Genomic DNA, 15,115 nt, shown 5'->3' with positions numbered 1-15,115 from the left:
GATGACCGACCTCCACGGGGCCGTGCAGGCGCTCGCCCGCGTTCCCCGGCTGATCGTGGCCCTGGACTTCGACGGGGTGCTCGCCCCGATCGTCTCCGTCCCGTCGGACGCGCGGCCGCTCCCGGAGAGCGCGGCGGCGATCGAGGAGCTGGTGGCCCTGCCCGACACCACCGTCGCGCTGCTGTCCGGCCGCGGCCGGGCCGACCTGGCCGCCGTCTCCGGCTTCGGCAGCCCGGTCCGACTGATCGGCAGCCACGGCAGCGAGTTCGACGACGACGGCTCCGCCCTGCTCGACGAGGAGCAACGCGCGCGTCTCGATCACCTGGCGGCCGAGCTGCGAGAGCTCGTCGGCGGGCAGCCGGGGGTCACGCTGGAGGCGAAACCCGCCGGCGTGGCCGTGCACGTCCGGAACGCGCCGCCCGAGGTGGGCACCCGCGTGCTCGACGCCGTGCGGGCCGGCCCGGCCACCTGGGACGGGATCGAGGCCACCCCGGGCAAGGCGGTGCTCGACCTGTCCGTCGCGCGGATGGACAAGGGCGCGGCGCTCGACCTGCTGCGCGAGCGCGAGGCGGCCGATGCCGTGCTGTTCGCAGGCGACGACGTCACCGACGAGACGGCGTTCGCCCGGCTGCGGCCCGGCGACGTGGGTGTGAAGGTCGGCCCCGGCGACACGGCCGCGCAGCACCGGGTGGACGCACCACCCGACATCACCACGCTGCTGCAGCAGCTGGTCGAGGCCCGCCGCTCCGGATCCTGATCACGGGGAACTACGGCCGTTCAGCACGAAGACGCCGGTCGTAGTTCTGCTGGCACTCCTGGATCTCGTCGGCGTGGCCGACGGTCCAGTCGTACAGATGACCGAACGGCTCCCGCAGGGATTCGCCGAGCGAGGTGAGCGAGTACTCGACCCCGACCGGTGAGGTGGGCAGCACGTGCCGCTCGATCATGCCGTTGCGTTCCAGGCGGCGCAGGGTCTGTGTCAGGACCCGCTGGGTCACGCCCTCGAGGCGGCGCTTGATGTCGTTGAACCGGCGGGGTCTGTCGAGGACGGCCATCACCATCATCGACCACTTGTCGGCGATCTGGTCGAGGATCGGGCGGCTGGGGCAGTCGGCCCGGTAGACGATGCCGGTGTCCGGGCCGGGAACAGCCATGTCGGTATCCTCCGCGATCCTTGCGATGCCGAAAGTGCGTTATTGACGTTGATCGTCCGCCGCCACAGTCTAGGTATACATCGGGAACCTAGATGCCTGCCTGGTACGGATCGGAGATCTTCATGCACGACGGCGCCTTTGCGACCCTGCGGGTGAGCCGCGAGGCCGGCATCGTCCGGGTCACCCTCGACAACCCGCCCGTCAACGTCCTGGATGTCGCCCTCATGTCCGACCTCATGGATCTGCTGAGGGCGCTGCGGGACGACGAGTCGGTCCGGGTGATCGTGTTCGACAGCGCCGACCCGGACTTCTTCATCGCCCATGTCGACATGTCCCTCGTCGACGCGCCGGACGCCTTCGACGAGCTCGCGGCCGACGCACCAGAAGGCGTCAACGTCTTCCAAGCCCTCGGGGAACAGTTGCGGCACCAGCCGCAGGTGACGATCGTCAAGCTCGCAGGCCTGGCGCGGGGCGGAGGGGCGGAGTTCGTCGTGGCCGCGGACATGGCTTTCGCAGCGATCGGCCGCGCCGGGCTCGGCCAGATCGAGGCCCTCATGGGCATCGTCCCCGGCGGCGGAGGCACCCAGTACCTCGCCGGTCGGGTTGGCCGGCACCGTGCTCTGGAGGTGGTGCTCGGGGCCGACCTGTACGACGCGGAGACCGCCGAGCGCTACGGCTGGGTCAACCGGGCCGTCCCCGCCGAAGAGCTCGACGACGTTGTCGACCGACTCGCCCGCAACATCGCCGCACTGCCCGAGGGAGTCGTCGCCGCGGCCAAGCGCGCCATCCTTCCGGACGACCTGTCGGAGGGCTTGCTGCGAGAACACGACGCCTGGGCAGGCCAGGTCGTTCGACCCGCGGCCGAGCGGTTGATCCGGGGCGGACTGTCGCACGGCGCCCAGACTCGCGACGGCGAACGGGATCTGGAGGGATTGCTCCGCGGGCTGGCCGGCTGATCAGCGGAGACACCCACGCGACGATCACGCGGGGTCGGCGGTCGCCAGGCGCCGGTCGGCTTCCTTTCAGGTCAGCGGGAGGGATTCGGCGGGCGTCGTCCAGAACCGGAACGCCGAGTCGGCCATCGCCGCGCGCTGGCGACGCATCACCGATCGGTGCGGTTCGCCGCGCACGGCGGCGTCCAGCGCCGCCCGGTCGCGCCATGCGCTGAGCGTGGCGAACTCGCGGCGCAGCGGGTGGGCGACCAGCGAGACCCCGACCGCGCCGTCGGCCTTGCGCATCTGCGCGAGCACGCGCATGGAGTCGATGAAGAACAGCAGGACGTGGCGGAGGCCGCGCACGCGGAAGCGGGAGGCCATCACGACCACCTCGCTCGTGGGCGCGGCCTGCGCGGCGGGGATCCAGGGCAGGGTGGGCACGGCACGCTCCTTCGGTCTTGTCGCTGACAAGATGCCTTCGGCCGCGCATCTTGTCAATGGCAAGACCTGCGGTAGGGTGTTGGCGTGCCCTACCACCACGGTGACCTGCGCCGCGCCCTGCTCGACACCGCGCTCGAGGCCATCGGGGAGCAGGGCCCGGCCGCGCTGAGCCTGCGTGACGTCGCGCGCCGCGCCGGCGTCTCGCACGCCGCCCCGACCCACCACTTCCCCGACAAGACCGCCCTGCTCACGGCGCTCGCCGCCGAGGGGTGGTCGCTGCTCGCCGACGCGCTGCGGGAGGCGGCCGCGAACGAGGGCGAGTTCGCCGAGCTCGGCGTCGCCTACGTCGTGTTCGCCACGTCGCACCCGGCCCACTTCGCCGTGATGCGGGCGCCCGGCCTGGCCCGCGCCGACGACCCCGAGCTGGAGGCCGCCATGTCGCGGGCGCGTGCCGAGATGCGATCCGGCGTGCAGCGGTTCGAGGCCGGCAGCACGCGCGACGCCGACACCACGGCGCTTGCCGCGTGGTCCCTGGTGCACGGCCTGGCCGCCCTGATCCTGGAAGGCGCGGTGCCGCTGAAGGCCGATGCGGACGTGGCCGAGGTGGCGCGCGCGGTGACGGCCCGCCTCCGCCCCCCGCCCTGATCCGACGAACGGCGCGCTCGTCGGTACCTATCCGACGAACGCGCCGTTCGTCGGAAACAGAGGCGTCACCAACCCGAGAAGAAGCGCTCCTCCACCCGCGGGCGGGCGCTCGTCATGCCGACGATCAGCTCGGTGGGCAGGGTCACCCGGCGCGGCCGGTTGCGGTCGCCACGCTCCAGGAGCAGCTCGCCTGCCACGCGTCCCTTCTCCAGCACGGGCTGGCGCACGGTCGTGAGCCCGGCGCGCTCGGCCTCGGGCACCCCGTCGAAGCCGGTGATCGTGAGCTGGTCGGGCACGGCCAGGCCGCGCTCGGCGCCGTGGCGCAGCGCGCCGAGGGCGAGGATGTCGGAGGTGCAGATCAGCGCGGTGACGTCGGGATGGGCCGCGAGCAGCGCACCGGCCGCGTCCTTGCCCGCGTCGACGCTGTGCTCGAAGCGCTCGTGCACCGGCACGTCCGCCCAGTCGACACCGACTTCGGCGAGCCCGTCCCGGATGCCGGAGAGCCGGTCGCGCTGCACCGGGTAGGTGGCGTTCGCCTGCCGCTCCGGGCTGGCCGGACCGTCGTTGTGGCCGGCCGCGAGGCGCATGCAGAGCACGCCGACCCGGCGGTGACCGAGGCCGGTGAGGTGCCGCGTGAGCGCGAGCATCCCCGCCCTGTCGTCGACGCCGACCCGGTCGACGCCCTCAACTCCCATCGGCTGGTCGCACACGACCGTGGGGACCGGGCGTTCGAGCACGGCGAGGAAGTGCGGGTCGTCCTCCCGCACGGAGTAGACGACGAACCCGTCGACGCCCGCCTGGTGCACGGCCGTGACATCCGCCTGGTCGGGACTGACCGGGACCAGCAACAGCCCCTGACCCGCCTGCTCGCACGCGAGCGCGAGCCCTTCGAGGAACCCGGTGGCGGCAGGGTCGCGGAACGCGTAGGACAGCGCCTCGGTGAGCAGCAGGCCGACGGCACCCGCCTTGCGGGTGCGCAGGGATCGTGCGACCGGGTCCGGCCCCGGGTAACCCAGCCTTCGCGCCGCCTCGAGCACACGGGCGCGCAAGGGCGCAGAGAGCTGGTCAGGACGGTTGTAGGCGTTCGAGACCGTCGTCCGCGAGACACCGAGTTCGGCAGCGAGCGAGGCGAGAGTCGCGGGACGGCGGACGTTGGGAGGCCCGGCCATCGTCGAACCGTAACGGTTCAGACACTCGCCGGGAAAGTCGTGTGACACGGCCCTCCGATCCGGCGACGCCCGAACGGCTACAGTGAATCGACAACGGTTATCAATTCGATCGATCCCGGGGAGTGCACTCGCCATGCCGTTCCGTCGCGCAGCCGTCGCCGCGCTCGCCGTGCTCACCGTCGCGGGCTGCGGCTCCGGCACCGAAACGCCCGCCGCCGCTCCACCCGCCGAGGACACGGCGCTGCCCGTCGTCGCCTCCACGAACGTCTACGGCAGCATCGTCGAGGCCGTGGGCGGGGACCACGTGAACGTCGACTCGCTGATCGACGATCCCGCCGCCGACCCCCACTCGTACGAGAGCACGCCCGCGGATGCCGCGGCCGTCGCGAAGGCCCGGCTCGTCGTCGTCAACGGCGGCGGCTACGACGACTTCCTGACGCGGCTCGTGGAGTCCTCCGGGACCAACCCGACCGTGGTCGACGTGGCCGCGGTCTCCGGCCTGGTGCCCGCGGAGGAGCAGCACGCCGAGGGAGAGCCCGAGGGCGAGGAGCACGGGCACGAGCACGGCGAGTTCAACGAGCACTTCTGGTACAGCCTCCCCACCGTGCAGAAGGTCGCGACGCAGATCGCCGCCGATCTCGGCGCCGCCGACCCGGCCGACGCCGCCGAGTTCACGGCCAACGCCGAGGCCTTCAACGCGCGGGTGGCCGAGCTGATCACCCGGGCCGAGGCCATCGGCAAGGCGCAGCCCGGGGCCCGCATCGCCGTCACCGAGCCGGTGCCGGGCCACCTCGTGGAGACGGCCGGGCTCACCGACGTCACACCGCACGAGTTCACGGAGGCGATCGAGGAGGACACCGACCCGCCCGCCGCCGTGCTCCAGGAGACGCTCGCCCTGTTCTCCGGCGACCCGGTGCGCGCGCTCGTCGTCAACGCGCAGACCGAGACCCCCAGTACCGATCAGGTGCGGGAGGCGGCGCAGACTGCAGGGGTGCCTGTCGTCGAGATGACCGAGACCCTTCCCGAGGGCTCAGGGGACTACGTCGACTGGATGGGCGGCCAGATCGACGCCCTCGCCGGCGCCCTCGGTACGCCCTCGCCCGGAAGCTGACGCCCATGGCCGCCCCTCCCACCACACCCACGGACGTCTCGGCGCTGCCCGTCGCCGCGCCCGCGGTGTCGCTGCGCGGGGCGCGCGTGAGCTTCGGTGAGCGCACGCTGTGGGACGGGCTCGACCTCGACGTCGCCCCCGGCGAGTTCGTGACGGTCCTCGGCCCCAACGGCTCCGGAAAGACCACGCTCGTGCGCGTCCTGCTCGGACTGCTCCCCCTCACGGCCGGTGAGGTGCGGATCGCGGGCCGGCCACCACGTCGCGGGAGCCCGAGCATCGGTTACGTCCCTCAGCAGAAGGCCCTCGACCCCGACCTGCCGCTGCGCGGCCGCGACCTCGTCGGGCTCGGGCTCGACGGCCACCGTTTCGGCATCGGTTTCCGCGGCCGGCGGGAGCGCCGCGAGCGGGTGGCCGCCGCCCTCGCCGCCGTCGGGGGCAGCGCGTACGCCGACGCGCCGGTCGGGCGGCTCTCCGGCGGCGAGCAGCAGCGGCTGCGCGTGGCGCAGGCCCTGGTCGGCGGCCCGGACGTACTGCTGTGCGACGAGCCACTGCTCTCGCTCGACCTGTCCCACCAGCGCACGGTCACCCGGCTCATCGACGAGCGGCGCCGGGCCGCCGGCACGGCCGTGCTGTTCGTGACGCACGAGATCAACCCCGTGCTCCCGCTCGTCGACCGCGTGCTCTACCTCGTGAACGGCCGGTTCCGCATCGGCCCGCCCGAGGAGGTCATGACCTCCGAGGTGCTGTCGGAGCTCTACCGCACCCGGGTCGACGTCCTACGGGTGCGCGGGCGGCTGGTCGTCGTCGGGGCCGAGGACCACGGCGAGCACTGCCACGAGGAGTCGGCGTGACCGAACTCCTCGGCAGGCTGTTCTCGTTCGAGGGCATCGGCGAGCTGCTCGACGTGCCCTTCGTGCAGTCCGCCCTGATCGCCTGCGCCGTGCTCGGGCTGGTGGCGGGCGTGCTGGCTCCGCTGATCGTCTCCCGCGGGATGTCCTTCGCCGTGCACGGCACCGCGGAGCTCTCCTTCACGGGTGGGGCGGCTGCGCTCCTCACCGGCATCGGTGTGGAGTTCGGCGCGGTCGCCGGGGCGGTGGTGGCGGCGCTCGTGTTCGGCTTCCTCGGATTGCGCCAGCGCGAGCGCGACTCGGTGATCGGCGTGGTGCTCGCCTTCGGCCTCGGCCTTGGGGTCCTGATGCTCGCGCTCTACCCCGGGCGCGCATCGAACAAGTTCGGGCTGCTCACCGGGTCCATCGTGGCCGTCGACACCACGAACATCACGGTGCTGGGCACCGTGTCGGTGATCGTGATCGGCGCGCTGGCCGTGCTGTACCGACCGCTGCTGTTCGCCAGCGTGGATCCCGATGTCGCACTCGCCCGCGGCGTACCGGTGCGCATGCTGTCGCTGGTGTTCGCGGTACTGGTCGGGCTCACCACGGCGCTGGTTGTGCCGATCGTCGGCGCGATCCTGGTGCTCACGGTGATGATCACACCCGGAGCCGCGGCCGCGCGCGTGACGGCCAACCCGGTGGTGGCGACCGTCCTGGCGGTCGTCTTCGCCGAGACCGCCCTGCTCGGCGGAATCCTGCTCTCCCTCGCCCCCGGCCTGCCGATCTCCGGCTACGTGGCCGCGATCGCGTTCCTGATCTACGTGGCCTGCCGGCTGGTCGGCCGCAGGCGCCGGGCCGCCGTCGTCGTCTGACTCTCAGGCGCCTCGGATGCGGCGCTGGCGGGCCACCTCGGCGAGCACCACGCCCGCGGCCACCGATGCGTTCAGCGACTCGACCTGCCCGGCCAGCGGGATCGAGACCGTGACGTCGCAGGTCTGCTTGACCAGCCGCGACAGGCCCTTGCCCTCCGAACCGACCACGAGCACGAGCGGGTCGGCGGCCAGCTCGAAGTCGTCGAGCGACACCGAGCCCTCCGCGTCGAGCCCGGCGACCATGAACCCGGCCGTGGCGTACTCCCGCAGCGTGCGGGTGAGGTTGGTGGCGCGGGCCACCGGGACGCGGGCGGCCGTACCGGCCGAGGTGCGCCACGCGACGGCCGTCATGCCGGCGGCCCGCCGCTGCGGCACGACGACACCGTGGCCCCCGAACGCCCCGACCGAACGCACGACGGCGCCGAGGTTGCGCGGGTCGGTGACGCCGTCGAGCGCCACGATCAGGCCCGGCTCGGCCGCCTCGCTCGCGGCCTCCAGCAGCTCGTCGGGGTGTGCATAGGCGTACGGCGGCACCTGCAGCGCGAGGCCCTGGTGCAGCGCCCCGCCGGTGATCCGGTCGAGATCGGCGCGCGGGACCTCGAGGATCGAGATGCCGCGGTCGGCCGCCAGCTGGACGGCCTCGGCCACCCGCTCGTCGGCATTCGTACCCAGCGCCACGTGCAGCGCGGTGGCAGGCACCCCGGCGCGCAGGCACTCGACCACGGGGTTGCGGCCGAGCACGGTCTCCGGGGTCTCGCCGTCGCCGGGACGGCGCCGGTCGGCCGCGCGGCCACCCTGCTTCGTCTTTGCGTTGGCGGCGCGAGCGGCCCGCCGGGCAGCCGGGTGACCGGGCCGCATCTCCGCGGGCGGCGTGGGGCCCTTGCCCTGCAGCGCGCGTCGCCGCTGGCCACCGGAGCCGACGACCATCCCCTTCTTGGTGCCCTCCTTGCGCATCGCTCCGCGGCGTTTGGAATTGCCGGCCATCTATCCGTCCTTCAGTGACCAGGTGGGGCCATCGGGGGAGTCCTCCACGGCGATCCCCGCGGCGGTGAGGCGGTTGCGCACATCGTCGGCTGCAGCGAAGTCGCGGCGGGCGCGCGCCTCCTGGCGCTGGGCGAGGAGCTCCTCGACGAGCGCGGAGAGCGCACCGGTGGCGATGTCGGCCGAGCGGTCGGCCTCGGCCCAGTGCGGGTCGAGCGGGTCGAGCCCGAGCAGGCCCGTCATCGCCCGCACGGAACCGGCGGCGGCCAGCGCCGAGGGCCGGTCACCACCGTCGAGGGCCGCGTTGCCCTCCCGGACGGCACCGTGGATGGCGGCGAGCGCGGCCGGGGTGCCGAGGTCGTCGTCCATCGCCGCCGTGAACTCCGGCGACACCGTCCCCAGCTCGGGGGTGCCCACCCGCTCCCGCACGCGGTGCACGAACGACTCGATGCGCCGGTACGCGGCCACCGCCTCCTGCAGCGCGGTGTCGGAGTACTCGATGGACGAACGGTAGTGCGGCCCGACCAGGTAGTAGCGCAGCTCCACGCCCCGCACGCGCTGCAGCAACGCCTCGATCGAGAGCGTGTTGCCCAGCGACTTTGACATCTTCTCGCCGCCCATGGTGACCCACGCGTTGTGCAGCCAGTACCGGGCGAACGGGTCGCCCGCCGCGTTGGACTGCGCACGCTCGTTCTCGTGGTGCGGGAACACCAGGTCGAGACCGCCGCCGTGGATGTCGAACTCCGGGCCGAGGTAGAAGGTGGCCATGGCCGAGCACTCCAGGTGCCAGCCGGGACGCCCGCGGCCCCACGGCGTGGGCCACGACGGCTCACCGGGCTTCGCGGCCTTCCACAGCGTGAAGTCCTGCGCATCGCGCTTGGCGCCGATGTCCCCCTCGCCCTGCGCGACGTCGTCCACCTTCTGGTGCGACAACTCGCCGTAGGTCGGGAACGAGCGCACCGCGAAGTAGACGTCGCCGCCCGCCGGATAGGCGTTGCCCCGCTCGACCAGGCGCTCGATCAGCTCGACCATCTGCGTGACGTGCCCCGTGGCGCGCGGCTCCACAGAAGCGGGGAGGCAACCCAGCGCGTCGTAGGCGGCCGAGAACGCCCGCTCGTGGGTGGCGGCCCACTCCCACCACGGCCGGCCGGCCTCCGCTGACTTGCGCAGGATCTTGTCGTCGATGTCGGTGACGTTGCGGACCAGCGCGACGTCCAGCCCGCCGTGGGCGAGCCAGCGGCGCAGCACGTCGTAGTTCAGGCTGGAGCGCACGTGCCCGATGTGCGGCAGACCCTGCACGGTGGCCCCACACACGTACATCGACGCAGCCCCGGCCCGCAGGGGGACGAAGTCCCTCTGCATCCTGGTGGCGGTGTCGTGCAGGCGAAGGCTCACGACACCAGGGTACGGAGCCGGTGTGGCGTGCATCGCGCGCGGTGTTCCGTTTCGTCCACGACGGGCGCCCGCGGCCCCGCCACGATGGTCGGTATGAGTGAGATCACGGCCCTCTACCCGCGGCTCGTCGTCGAGGGCGCCGACGCCGCGCTCGACTTCTACGCCCGCGCGCTCGGCGGCACCGTCACCGAGCGCTACACCGGCCCGGACGGCCGCGTCGTGCACGCGATGGTCGAGGCGGGCCCGGCCCGCTTCGCCGTCAAGGACGCGGGCGACGGCGACCCGGCGCCCACGAGCGAAAACGTTGACAACGGCATCCCGGTGATCATGTCGCTCGACGTGTCCGACGCGGACGCCGTGGCCGAACGCATGCTCGGCGCGGGCGCGACGGTGATCTTCCCGATCGCCGACCGCGGCTACAGCTACGGCGGCCGCCTGCGTGACCCGTTCGGCCACCAGTGGCTGATCGCCCAGCACAGCGAGGACCTCACGCCGGAGCAGATCCAGGAACGCGTGGGCTGACGCGGGTGGTTCAGGAAAGCCACATTCAGGGCCTTGCAGGCCAGGAAAGTGGCTTTCCTGGCCTCAGTGCCCGGCCAACAGCAGCGCGGTGGCGATCGCGGCGATGCCCTCGCCGCGGCCCGTGAGCCCCAGGCCGTCGGTGGTGGTGCCGGAGACCGACACCGGGCCGCCCACCGCGTCGGAGAGCACCTGTTGGGCCTCGTCGCGGCGGGTGCCGATCTTCGGCCGGTTGCCGATGACCTGGACCGCGGCGTTGCCGACCCGCCAGCCCTCCGCGGCGACGAGCCTGCGCACCTCGCCGAGCAGGGAGAGCCCGCTCGCACCCGCCCACTCGGGACGCCCGGTGCCGAACACCGCCCCGACGTCGCCGAGCCCGGCAGCGGAGAGCAACGCGTCGCACAGGGCGTGTGCGGCGACGTCGCCGTCGGAGTGGCCGGCACAACCGTCCACGCCGTCCCAGCGCAGCCCGGCGATCCAGCACTCGCGGCCCGGAGCAACGGGGTGCACGTCCGTGCCGATCCCGACCCTCACAGCCGGATCCTCCCGTTCGCGATCAGCTCGGCGAGCTCCAGGTCCCACTCACTGCGCACGGCGAAGGCAGCCGGGTGCCCGGTGACCGTCCACACCTCGCCCCCCGCCGCCGCATGCCGGCGAACCGCGTCCAGGGGGTCGTCACAGGCGTCTGCCGGCAGCATCCGGGCACGCACGGCCATCGGGGTCTGCAGGACGCGCAGGGTCGCACGGTCGGGGGTGCCGGTGACGGCGCCGCGATCATCCACCGACTTCACCGTGTCGGTGAGGGGCAGCGCGGGTACGGCCATGGCGTGATCACCGCGAACCGCCTCGACGACGGCCGCGGCGAGCTCGCCGGGAGCCAGCGGCCGGCAGGCGTCGTGCAGCAGCACGATGTCGCCACCACTTGCAGTGGCGACATCGTCACTTCCCGTCTCATCCCGTCGTTGGACGGTGTGTGCCCGGACCGCAGGCGACCCCACGTCGACGGGCATGCCTGCGCAGACACGTCGGATCTCCGGGTGCAGCGCTTCAGCCGCGGCAACGCTGACCCGCTGGACCGGCACGCCGTTCAGCAGCGCACGCACGGCCCGCGCAACCATGGGAACGCCGGCAACGGGCGTCAGGGCATGCGCGGACCGGGCCACGACCACCGCGACAAGGTGCATCGGACGGTCGTCGGAGAGAGGCAGGGCTACCGCGCTCAGGCGGTGGCGGTGGCCAGCACCTCGTCGAGCAGGACCTCGGCCCGCTCCTCGTCGGTGCCCTCGGCGAGCGCCAGCTCGCTCACGAGGATCTGCCGGGCCTTCGCCAGCATGCGCTTCTCGCCCGCGGACAGGCCGCGGTCCTTCTCCCGGCGCCAGAGGTCGCGAACGACCTCGGCGACCTTGTTCACATCACCAGAGGCGAGCTTCTCGAGATTGGCCTTGTACCGGCGCGACCAGTTGGTCGGCTCCTCGGTGTGCGGGGCGCGGAGCACCTCGAACACCCGATCCAGACCTTCTTGTCCCACCACGTCGCGGACGCCGACCACCTCGGCGTTCTCGGCGGGAACACGCACCGTGAGATCACCCTGCGCGACCTTGAGGACGAGATACTTGCGCTCCTCGCCCTTGATCGTCCGAGTCTCGATGGCCTCGATGAGAGCGGCACCGTGGTGCGGGTAGACGACGGTCTCTCCGACCTTGAAAACCATGTGTCCTCTGCCCCTTTCGCTGCCTCCAGGTTAACACGCCCGAACCCGCCTTCGCTCCCCGGTGTGCACTGTCGTCGCAGGTCAGGGGATTGACAATGGCGACGAAACGTGCAGGTGCGCGTGCACCCGACCGGGCGAGGGGACCGCGACCAGCACTGCTACCCGTGGCGTTAGGCTTCGAGGAGGTCGCACCCGGCGACCACCCTGCGATCACTGCGGGCACTCGGCGCCCGCACCCGTCGCGGCGCCGGCCCCCGTGCGGCGCGGTGCCCGGCAATGAGGAAGGACGTCACACAGGTGAGCGACCCCCGCCGGAACCGAGCACAACTCGTCATCGGCGCCCTGATCGCGGCCGTCGCGGTCGCCGGCTGCGGTGCCGGGCAGATCACGCAGACGAGCCGCCAGGTCGCAGCCGTCGAGGGAGCCAACGCGACCTCGAACCAGATCTCGGTCCGCAACGCGATGATCGAGTTCGACGAGCCGGCCCACGGTGCCGCGATCTACCCGGTCGGCGGCAGCGCGCCGTTGCAGATGGTCATCGTCAACACGGGCGCCGAGCTGGACCGCCTGGTGGCCGCCAGCAGCCCGGTGGCCTCGTCGGTGGAGATCAGCGGCGTCCTGCGCATCCCGGGCGGACAGGCCCTCACGATCGAGGGCGCACCCGCTGCCGCGCCAGCACCCGCGGAGGGTGCGCCGCCCGCCACTCCCGGGGCCACGCCGAGCCAGACGGCCGCTCCCGCGCCACCCACGAGCGCGCCCGCAGCCGCGGAGCCCGCTCCCGCCGCGCAGCCGTCGGCTGCCGAGGGTGAGTCCGGGGCCGGGCACATCGTGCTCACCGGGCTGCGCGAGGACGTCCAGGCGGGGCTGACCTACCCGCTCATCCTCACGTTCGAGCGCGCGGGCGAGGTGCGCTTCGACGTGCCGGTCGCCAACCCGGAGACGCTCCGCGAGGACGCGGCGCACTAGTGGTTCCGGTCGGAACCACCAGGCGCGCATGACCCCGCGCACCCGCACGGCCCGCGGTGGCTACCGCTGCGCGGAGTGCGGGCACCAGGCCGCGCAGTGGGTCGGCCGCTGCCCCACCTGCCAGGCGTGGGGCACCCTCGAGGAGGCCGCGCCGGTCGCCGCCGCCCGGCCGCGGCAGCGCGTCGCCGCAGGGGCGCCGACCGCACCGGCCCGGCGGATCGCCGACGTCGCGCTCGACTCGGCGCGCGCCCGGGCCACCGGCGTGTCCGAGCTGGACCGGGTGCTGGGCGGCGGGCTCGTGCCCGGCGCGGTCGTCCTGCTGGCCGGGGAGCCGGGCGTGGGCAAGTCGACGCTGTTGCTCGAGGTGGCCGCGCAGGCCGCGCGGACCGGGCGCGTGCTGTACGTCACGGGCGAGGAGTCGGCGGGCCAGGTGCGGCTGCGCGCCGAGCGCACCGGCGCCGTGCACGACGAGCTGTACCTCGCCGCCGAGTCCGACCTCGGCGCCATCGTCGGCCACATCGACGAGCTCCGCCCGGACCTGCTGATCGTCGACTCCGTGCAGACGATGTCGACCGGCGACGCGGACGGCGCCCCGGGCGGGGTCACCCAGACCCGAGCGGTCACGGTGTCCCTCACCGCGCTGGCCAAGGAGCGCGGGCTGCCCGTGCTGCTCGTGGGACATGTCACAAAGGACGGCGGCATCGCCGGTCCACGCGTGCTGGAGCACGTCGTCGACGTCGTGCTGGCGTTCGAGGGCGACAAGCACTCGACGCTGCGGATGGTGCGCGGCGTCAAGAACCGCTTCGGCCCCGCCGACGAGGTCGGCTGCTTCGAGATGCGCGACTCGGGCATCGTCGGCATGCCCGACCCGTCGGGGCTCTTCCTCGCCCGCTTCGGCGGGCCGCCGGTGCCCGGCACGGCGGTCACCGTGGTCATGGACGGCCGCAGGCCGCTGCCCGCCGAGCTGCAGGCCCTCGTGACGGGCAAGGACATCCCCAGCCCGCGCCGCGCCGTCAGCGGCCTCGACAGCGCCCGCGTCGCGATGCTGCTCGCCGTGCTCGAGAAGCGGGCGGGCGTCCGGCTGCACGACGCCGAGGTGTACGCCGCCACCGTCGGCGGCATGCGCGTGGTCGAGCCGGCCGCCGACCTCGCGCTCGCACTGGCGATCACCTCGGCGCGCCGCGACGTCGCCCTCCCGGCCGACGTCGTCGTGCTCGGCGAGCTCGGCCTCGCGGGCGAGGTACGCCGCGTCGCGGGCATCGAACGACGGCTGGCCGAGGCCGCCCGCCTCGGTTTCACCCACGCCCTGGTCCCGCCCGACAGCGGCAAGGCGCCCGATGGCATGCGCCTGACGGAGGTCCGCGACGTGGGCGTGGTCCTGGACGCGATCCGCTGAGGGCCTCAGGGGCTCCAGGGGATCCGGACGAACTGCGTGGGTGGGCTGATCACGTCGTCCACCCTCGTCAGCAGGCGGTACTCGCCCGCCGGCACCGTCTCGCGGTGCGCCGGGCAGCCGGGGGCCGAGGTGCGGCCCGCCCAGCGCACGGAGAACGCCACGGGCTCACCGGGAGCGAGCGTGCGCAGGTCAGCACCCTTTGCCGATGAGCAGTCATTGCTCGACCACAGCCGCAGGCCGCCGTCCGCGCTCCAGACGACGATCTCCTGGCGGACCGGGTCGAGGTCGCGCACGCACGGCTGCACCGAGGTGTTGGTGACGACCAGCCGCAGCAACGTCCGATCGCCGACGCGGTGTTCGGCGCCGTCCACCTCGGCCTTGACGGCGATCATCTCGTTCGTGCACGGCACCGGCTCGGGCGGCGGCGCGGGTGTCGGAGACGGCGCCGGCGGGGACGGCACCGGCGTCGGCAGCGAGGACATCGGCAGCGGGGACGTCGGCGGCGCGGAGTTCGTGACGGGTTGCTCGCCGGTGGGTGGCGCCTGCCCTGCTTCGGTGGTGACAGGCGTCGGAGGCGTGGACCCCGCCGCCCCCGGCTGCGCCGCCGTGGAGGGCTGCGCTGTGGAGGGCGGAGTTGAGGAGGGCAGCGCAGCGGCGAGCGGCGCGGCCGGGGGCGGGGAGGCCTCCTGGGGAGCGGACACGGCTGCACGGCTGGCCGGGCGGACGGTCTCGGGTTCTACGGGCGTGCTGGTGAGGGCGGCGACCCCCCAGGTGAGCAGCACGATCACGGCGGCTGCAGAGGCGATGGCGACCCAACGCCGTCTCCAATAGACGGACGCGGGTAGCGGACCCACCGGCTCCCACACATCACGCAGGGTATATCGCCAACTACCACGAGTCGCGAACCAGGGCACGCCACGGCGCGTCGCGACGCGCCGGAAGCACCCGAGCGGCGGTCGATCATTCGGGCCAGCAGCTGCACCGATCGGT

General features: G+C 73.2%; 19 protein-coding genes. 10 read left to right on the top strand and 9 right to left on the bottom strand.

What is annotated here, in order from left to right:
• The first annotated feature begins 1 nt into the window (after position 1).
• Entirely contained in the window at positions 2 to 757 is a 756-nt protein-coding gene (gene otsB / locus FHX44_RS18920) for a trehalose-phosphatase (protein WP_147257002.1), read from the top strand.
• A gap of 10 nt (positions 758 to 767) precedes the next feature.
• Here the strand turns inward: otsB and FHX44_RS18915 are convergent, their stop codons facing one another.
• Positions 768 to 1,154, bottom strand: coding sequence for a winged helix-turn-helix transcriptional regulator (locus FHX44_RS18915; RefSeq protein ID WP_147257001.1), 387 nt, complete (start codon positions 1,152 to 1,154; stop codon positions 768 to 770).
• A 122-nt stretch (positions 1,155 to 1,276) separates the two neighbouring features.
• Here FHX44_RS18915 and FHX44_RS18910 point away from each other — a divergent pair, with 122 nt between their 5' ends.
• Positions 1,277 to 2,110 carry an enoyl-CoA hydratase/isomerase family protein gene (locus FHX44_RS18910; protein WP_147261303.1) on the top strand — a complete coding sequence of 278 codons (834 nt, stop codon included), beginning with the start codon at positions 1,277 to 1,279 and terminating at the stop codon, positions 2,108 to 2,110.
• A gap of 66 nt (positions 2,111 to 2,176) precedes the next feature.
• On the opposite strand, the gene FHX44_RS18905 is transcribed toward FHX44_RS18910, so the two are convergent.
• The gene (locus tag FHX44_RS18905; protein ID WP_147257000.1) at positions 2,177 to 2,530 is read right to left on the bottom strand and encodes a DUF3291 domain-containing protein; all 354 of its coding nucleotides are present in this window, start codon (positions 2,528 to 2,530) and stop codon (positions 2,177 to 2,179) included.
• Positions 2,531 to 2,614: 84 nt separating this feature from the next.
• Here FHX44_RS18905 and FHX44_RS18900 point away from each other — a divergent pair, with 84 nt between their 5' ends.
• Positions 2,615 to 3,175, top strand: a complete 561-nt coding sequence (locus FHX44_RS18900; protein WP_147256999.1) for a TetR/AcrR family transcriptional regulator — start codon at positions 2,615 to 2,617, stop codon at positions 3,173 to 3,175.
• A 65-nt stretch (positions 3,176 to 3,240) separates the two neighbouring features.
• Here the strand turns inward: FHX44_RS18900 and FHX44_RS18895 are convergent, their stop codons facing one another.
• Positions 3,241 to 4,344 carry a LacI family DNA-binding transcriptional regulator gene (locus tag FHX44_RS18895; RefSeq protein ID WP_147256998.1) on the bottom strand — a complete coding sequence of 368 codons (1,104 nt, stop codon included), beginning with the start codon at positions 4,342 to 4,344 and terminating at the stop codon, positions 3,241 to 3,243.
• A 133-nt stretch (positions 4,345 to 4,477) separates the two neighbouring features.
• Between FHX44_RS18895 and FHX44_RS18890 the strand changes: the two genes are divergently transcribed.
• The 3 genes from FHX44_RS18890 to FHX44_RS18880 are packed head-to-tail and all read left to right on the top strand — an operon-like array spanning position 4,478 to position 7,157.
• Positions 4,478 to 5,455 carry a metal ABC transporter solute-binding protein, Zn/Mn family gene (locus FHX44_RS18890; protein WP_147256997.1) on the top strand — a complete coding sequence of 326 codons (978 nt, stop codon included), beginning with the start codon at positions 4,478 to 4,480 and terminating at the stop codon, positions 5,453 to 5,455.
• A 5-nt stretch (positions 5,456 to 5,460) separates the two neighbouring features.
• Entirely contained in the window at positions 5,461 to 6,306 is an 846-nt protein-coding gene (locus FHX44_RS18885; RefSeq protein ID WP_147256996.1) for a metal ABC transporter ATP-binding protein, read from the top strand.
• Complete coding sequence (locus FHX44_RS18880; protein WP_147256995.1) at positions 6,303 to 7,157, top strand: metal ABC transporter permease; 855 nt, start codon at positions 6,303 to 6,305, stop codon at positions 7,155 to 7,157. The genes FHX44_RS18885 and FHX44_RS18880 overlap by 4 nt, the downstream gene beginning before the upstream one ends.
• A gap of 3 nt (positions 7,158 to 7,160) precedes the next feature.
• Here FHX44_RS18880 and rlmB read toward each other — a convergent pair whose 3' ends face one another.
• Positions 7,161 to 8,141: a 23S rRNA (guanosine(2251)-2'-O)-methyltransferase RlmB gene (rlmB, locus tag FHX44_RS18875; RefSeq protein WP_147256994.1), complete on the bottom strand. Its 981-nt coding sequence runs from the start codon at positions 8,139 to 8,141 to the stop codon at positions 7,161 to 7,163.
• Positions 8,142 to 9,533, bottom strand: coding sequence for a cysteine--tRNA ligase (cysS, locus tag FHX44_RS18870; protein WP_212612548.1), 1,392 nt, complete (start codon positions 9,531 to 9,533; stop codon positions 8,142 to 8,144).
• Positions 9,534 to 9,626: 93 nt separating this feature from the next.
• On the opposite strand from cysS, the gene FHX44_RS18865 reads away from it, so the two are divergent.
• A complete protein-coding gene (locus tag FHX44_RS18865) occupies positions 9,627 to 10,055 on the top strand; it encodes a VOC family protein (RefSeq protein ID WP_147256992.1) in 429 nt (142 codons plus the stop codon).
• A 63-nt stretch (positions 10,056 to 10,118) separates the two neighbouring features.
• Here FHX44_RS18865 and ispF read toward each other — a convergent pair whose 3' ends face one another.
• The 3 genes from ispF to FHX44_RS18850 are packed head-to-tail and all read right to left on the bottom strand — an operon-like array spanning position 10,119 to position 11,763.
• Positions 10,119 to 10,586 carry a 2-C-methyl-D-erythritol 2,4-cyclodiphosphate synthase gene (gene ispF, locus FHX44_RS18860; RefSeq protein WP_147256991.1) on the bottom strand — a complete coding sequence of 156 codons (468 nt, stop codon included), beginning with the start codon at positions 10,584 to 10,586 and terminating at the stop codon, positions 10,119 to 10,121.
• Positions 10,583 to 11,236 carry an IspD/TarI family cytidylyltransferase gene (locus FHX44_RS18855; RefSeq protein ID WP_147256990.1) on the bottom strand — a complete coding sequence of 218 codons (654 nt, stop codon included), beginning with the start codon at positions 11,234 to 11,236 and terminating at the stop codon, positions 10,583 to 10,585. Before FHX44_RS18855 ends, ispF begins: the two co-directional genes overlap by 4 nt.
• Positions 11,237 to 11,271: 35 nt before the next feature.
• Complete coding sequence (locus tag FHX44_RS18850; RefSeq protein ID WP_075953662.1) at positions 11,272 to 11,763, bottom strand: CarD family transcriptional regulator; 492 nt, start codon at positions 11,761 to 11,763, stop codon at positions 11,272 to 11,274.
• Positions 11,764 to 12,060: 297 nt separating this feature from the next.
• On the opposite strand from FHX44_RS18850, the gene FHX44_RS18845 reads away from it, so the two are divergent.
• Together FHX44_RS18845 and radA are read left to right on the top strand one after the other, a co-directional pair.
• Entirely contained in the window at positions 12,061 to 12,729 is a 669-nt protein-coding gene (locus FHX44_RS18845) for a copper chaperone PCu(A)C domain-containing protein (RefSeq protein ID WP_170308960.1), read from the top strand.
• A 28-nt stretch (positions 12,730 to 12,757) separates the two neighbouring features.
• Positions 12,758 to 14,125 carry a DNA repair protein RadA gene (radA, locus tag FHX44_RS18840; RefSeq protein ID WP_147256988.1) on the top strand — a complete coding sequence of 456 codons (1,368 nt, stop codon included), beginning with the start codon at positions 12,758 to 12,760 and terminating at the stop codon, positions 14,123 to 14,125.
• 5 nt (positions 14,126 to 14,130) lie between these two features.
• On the opposite strand, the gene FHX44_RS18835 is transcribed toward radA, so the two are convergent.
• Positions 14,131 to 14,517 carry a hypothetical protein gene (locus FHX44_RS18835; RefSeq protein ID WP_147256987.1) on the bottom strand — a complete coding sequence of 129 codons (387 nt, stop codon included), beginning with the start codon at positions 14,515 to 14,517 and terminating at the stop codon, positions 14,131 to 14,133.
• 7 nt (positions 14,518 to 14,524) lie between these two features.
• Here FHX44_RS18835 and FHX44_RS18830 point away from each other — a divergent pair, with 7 nt between their 5' ends.
• Complete coding sequence (locus tag FHX44_RS18830) at positions 14,525 to 14,956, top strand: hypothetical protein (protein ID WP_147256986.1); 432 nt, start codon at positions 14,525 to 14,527, stop codon at positions 14,954 to 14,956.
• Positions 14,957 to 15,115: the final 159 nt, after the last annotated feature.

This window comes from Pseudonocardia hierapolitana, assembly GCF_007994075.1.
GTDB classification, from domain to species: domain Bacteria; phylum Actinomycetota; class Actinomycetes; order Mycobacteriales; family Pseudonocardiaceae; genus Pseudonocardia; species Pseudonocardia hierapolitana.
Note: the sequence above shows the minus strand (reverse complement) of the source record. Positions and strands in the feature narration are given on the sequence as shown.

Bases quoted from the DNA above. Each gene is read 5' to 3' on its own strand.
- otsB (WP_147257002.1), top strand. From the start codon at position 2: ATGACCGACCTCCACGGGGCCGTGCAGGCGCTCGCCCGCGTTCCCCGG.
- FHX44_RS18915 (WP_147257001.1), bottom strand. From the start codon at position 1,154: ATGGCTGTTCCCGGCCCGGACACCGGCATCGTCTACCGGGCCGACTGC.
- FHX44_RS18910 (WP_147261303.1), top strand. From the start codon at position 1,277: ATGCACGACGGCGCCTTTGCGACCCTGCGGGTGAGCCGCGAGGCCGGC.
- FHX44_RS18895 (WP_147256998.1), bottom strand. From the start codon at position 4,344: ATGGCCGGGCCTCCCAACGTCCGCCGTCCCGCGACTCTCGCCTCGCTC.
- FHX44_RS18890 (WP_147256997.1), top strand. From the start codon at position 4,478: ATGCCGTTCCGTCGCGCAGCCGTCGCCGCGCTCGCCGTGCTCACCGTC.
- FHX44_RS18885 (WP_147256996.1), top strand. From the start codon at position 5,461: ATGGCCGCCCCTCCCACCACACCCACGGACGTCTCGGCGCTGCCCGTC.
- rlmB (WP_147256994.1), bottom strand. From the start codon at position 8,141: ATGGCCGGCAATTCCAAACGCCGCGGAGCGATGCGCAAGGAGGGCACC.
- FHX44_RS18865 (WP_147256992.1), top strand. From the start codon at position 9,627: ATGAGTGAGATCACGGCCCTCTACCCGCGGCTCGTCGTCGAGGGCGCC.
- FHX44_RS18855 (WP_147256990.1), bottom strand. From the start codon at position 11,236: ATGCACCTTGTCGCGGTGGTCGTGGCCCGGTCCGCGCATGCCCTGACG.
- FHX44_RS18850 (WP_075953662.1), bottom strand. From the start codon at position 11,763: ATGGTTTTCAAGGTCGGAGAGACCGTCGTCTACCCGCACCACGGTGCC.
- radA (WP_147256988.1), top strand. From the start codon at position 12,758: ATGACCCCGCGCACCCGCACGGCCCGCGGTGGCTACCGCTGCGCGGAG.
- FHX44_RS18835 (WP_147256987.1), bottom strand. From the start codon at position 14,517: ATGATCGCCGTCAAGGCCGAGGTGGACGGCGCCGAACACCGCGTCGGC.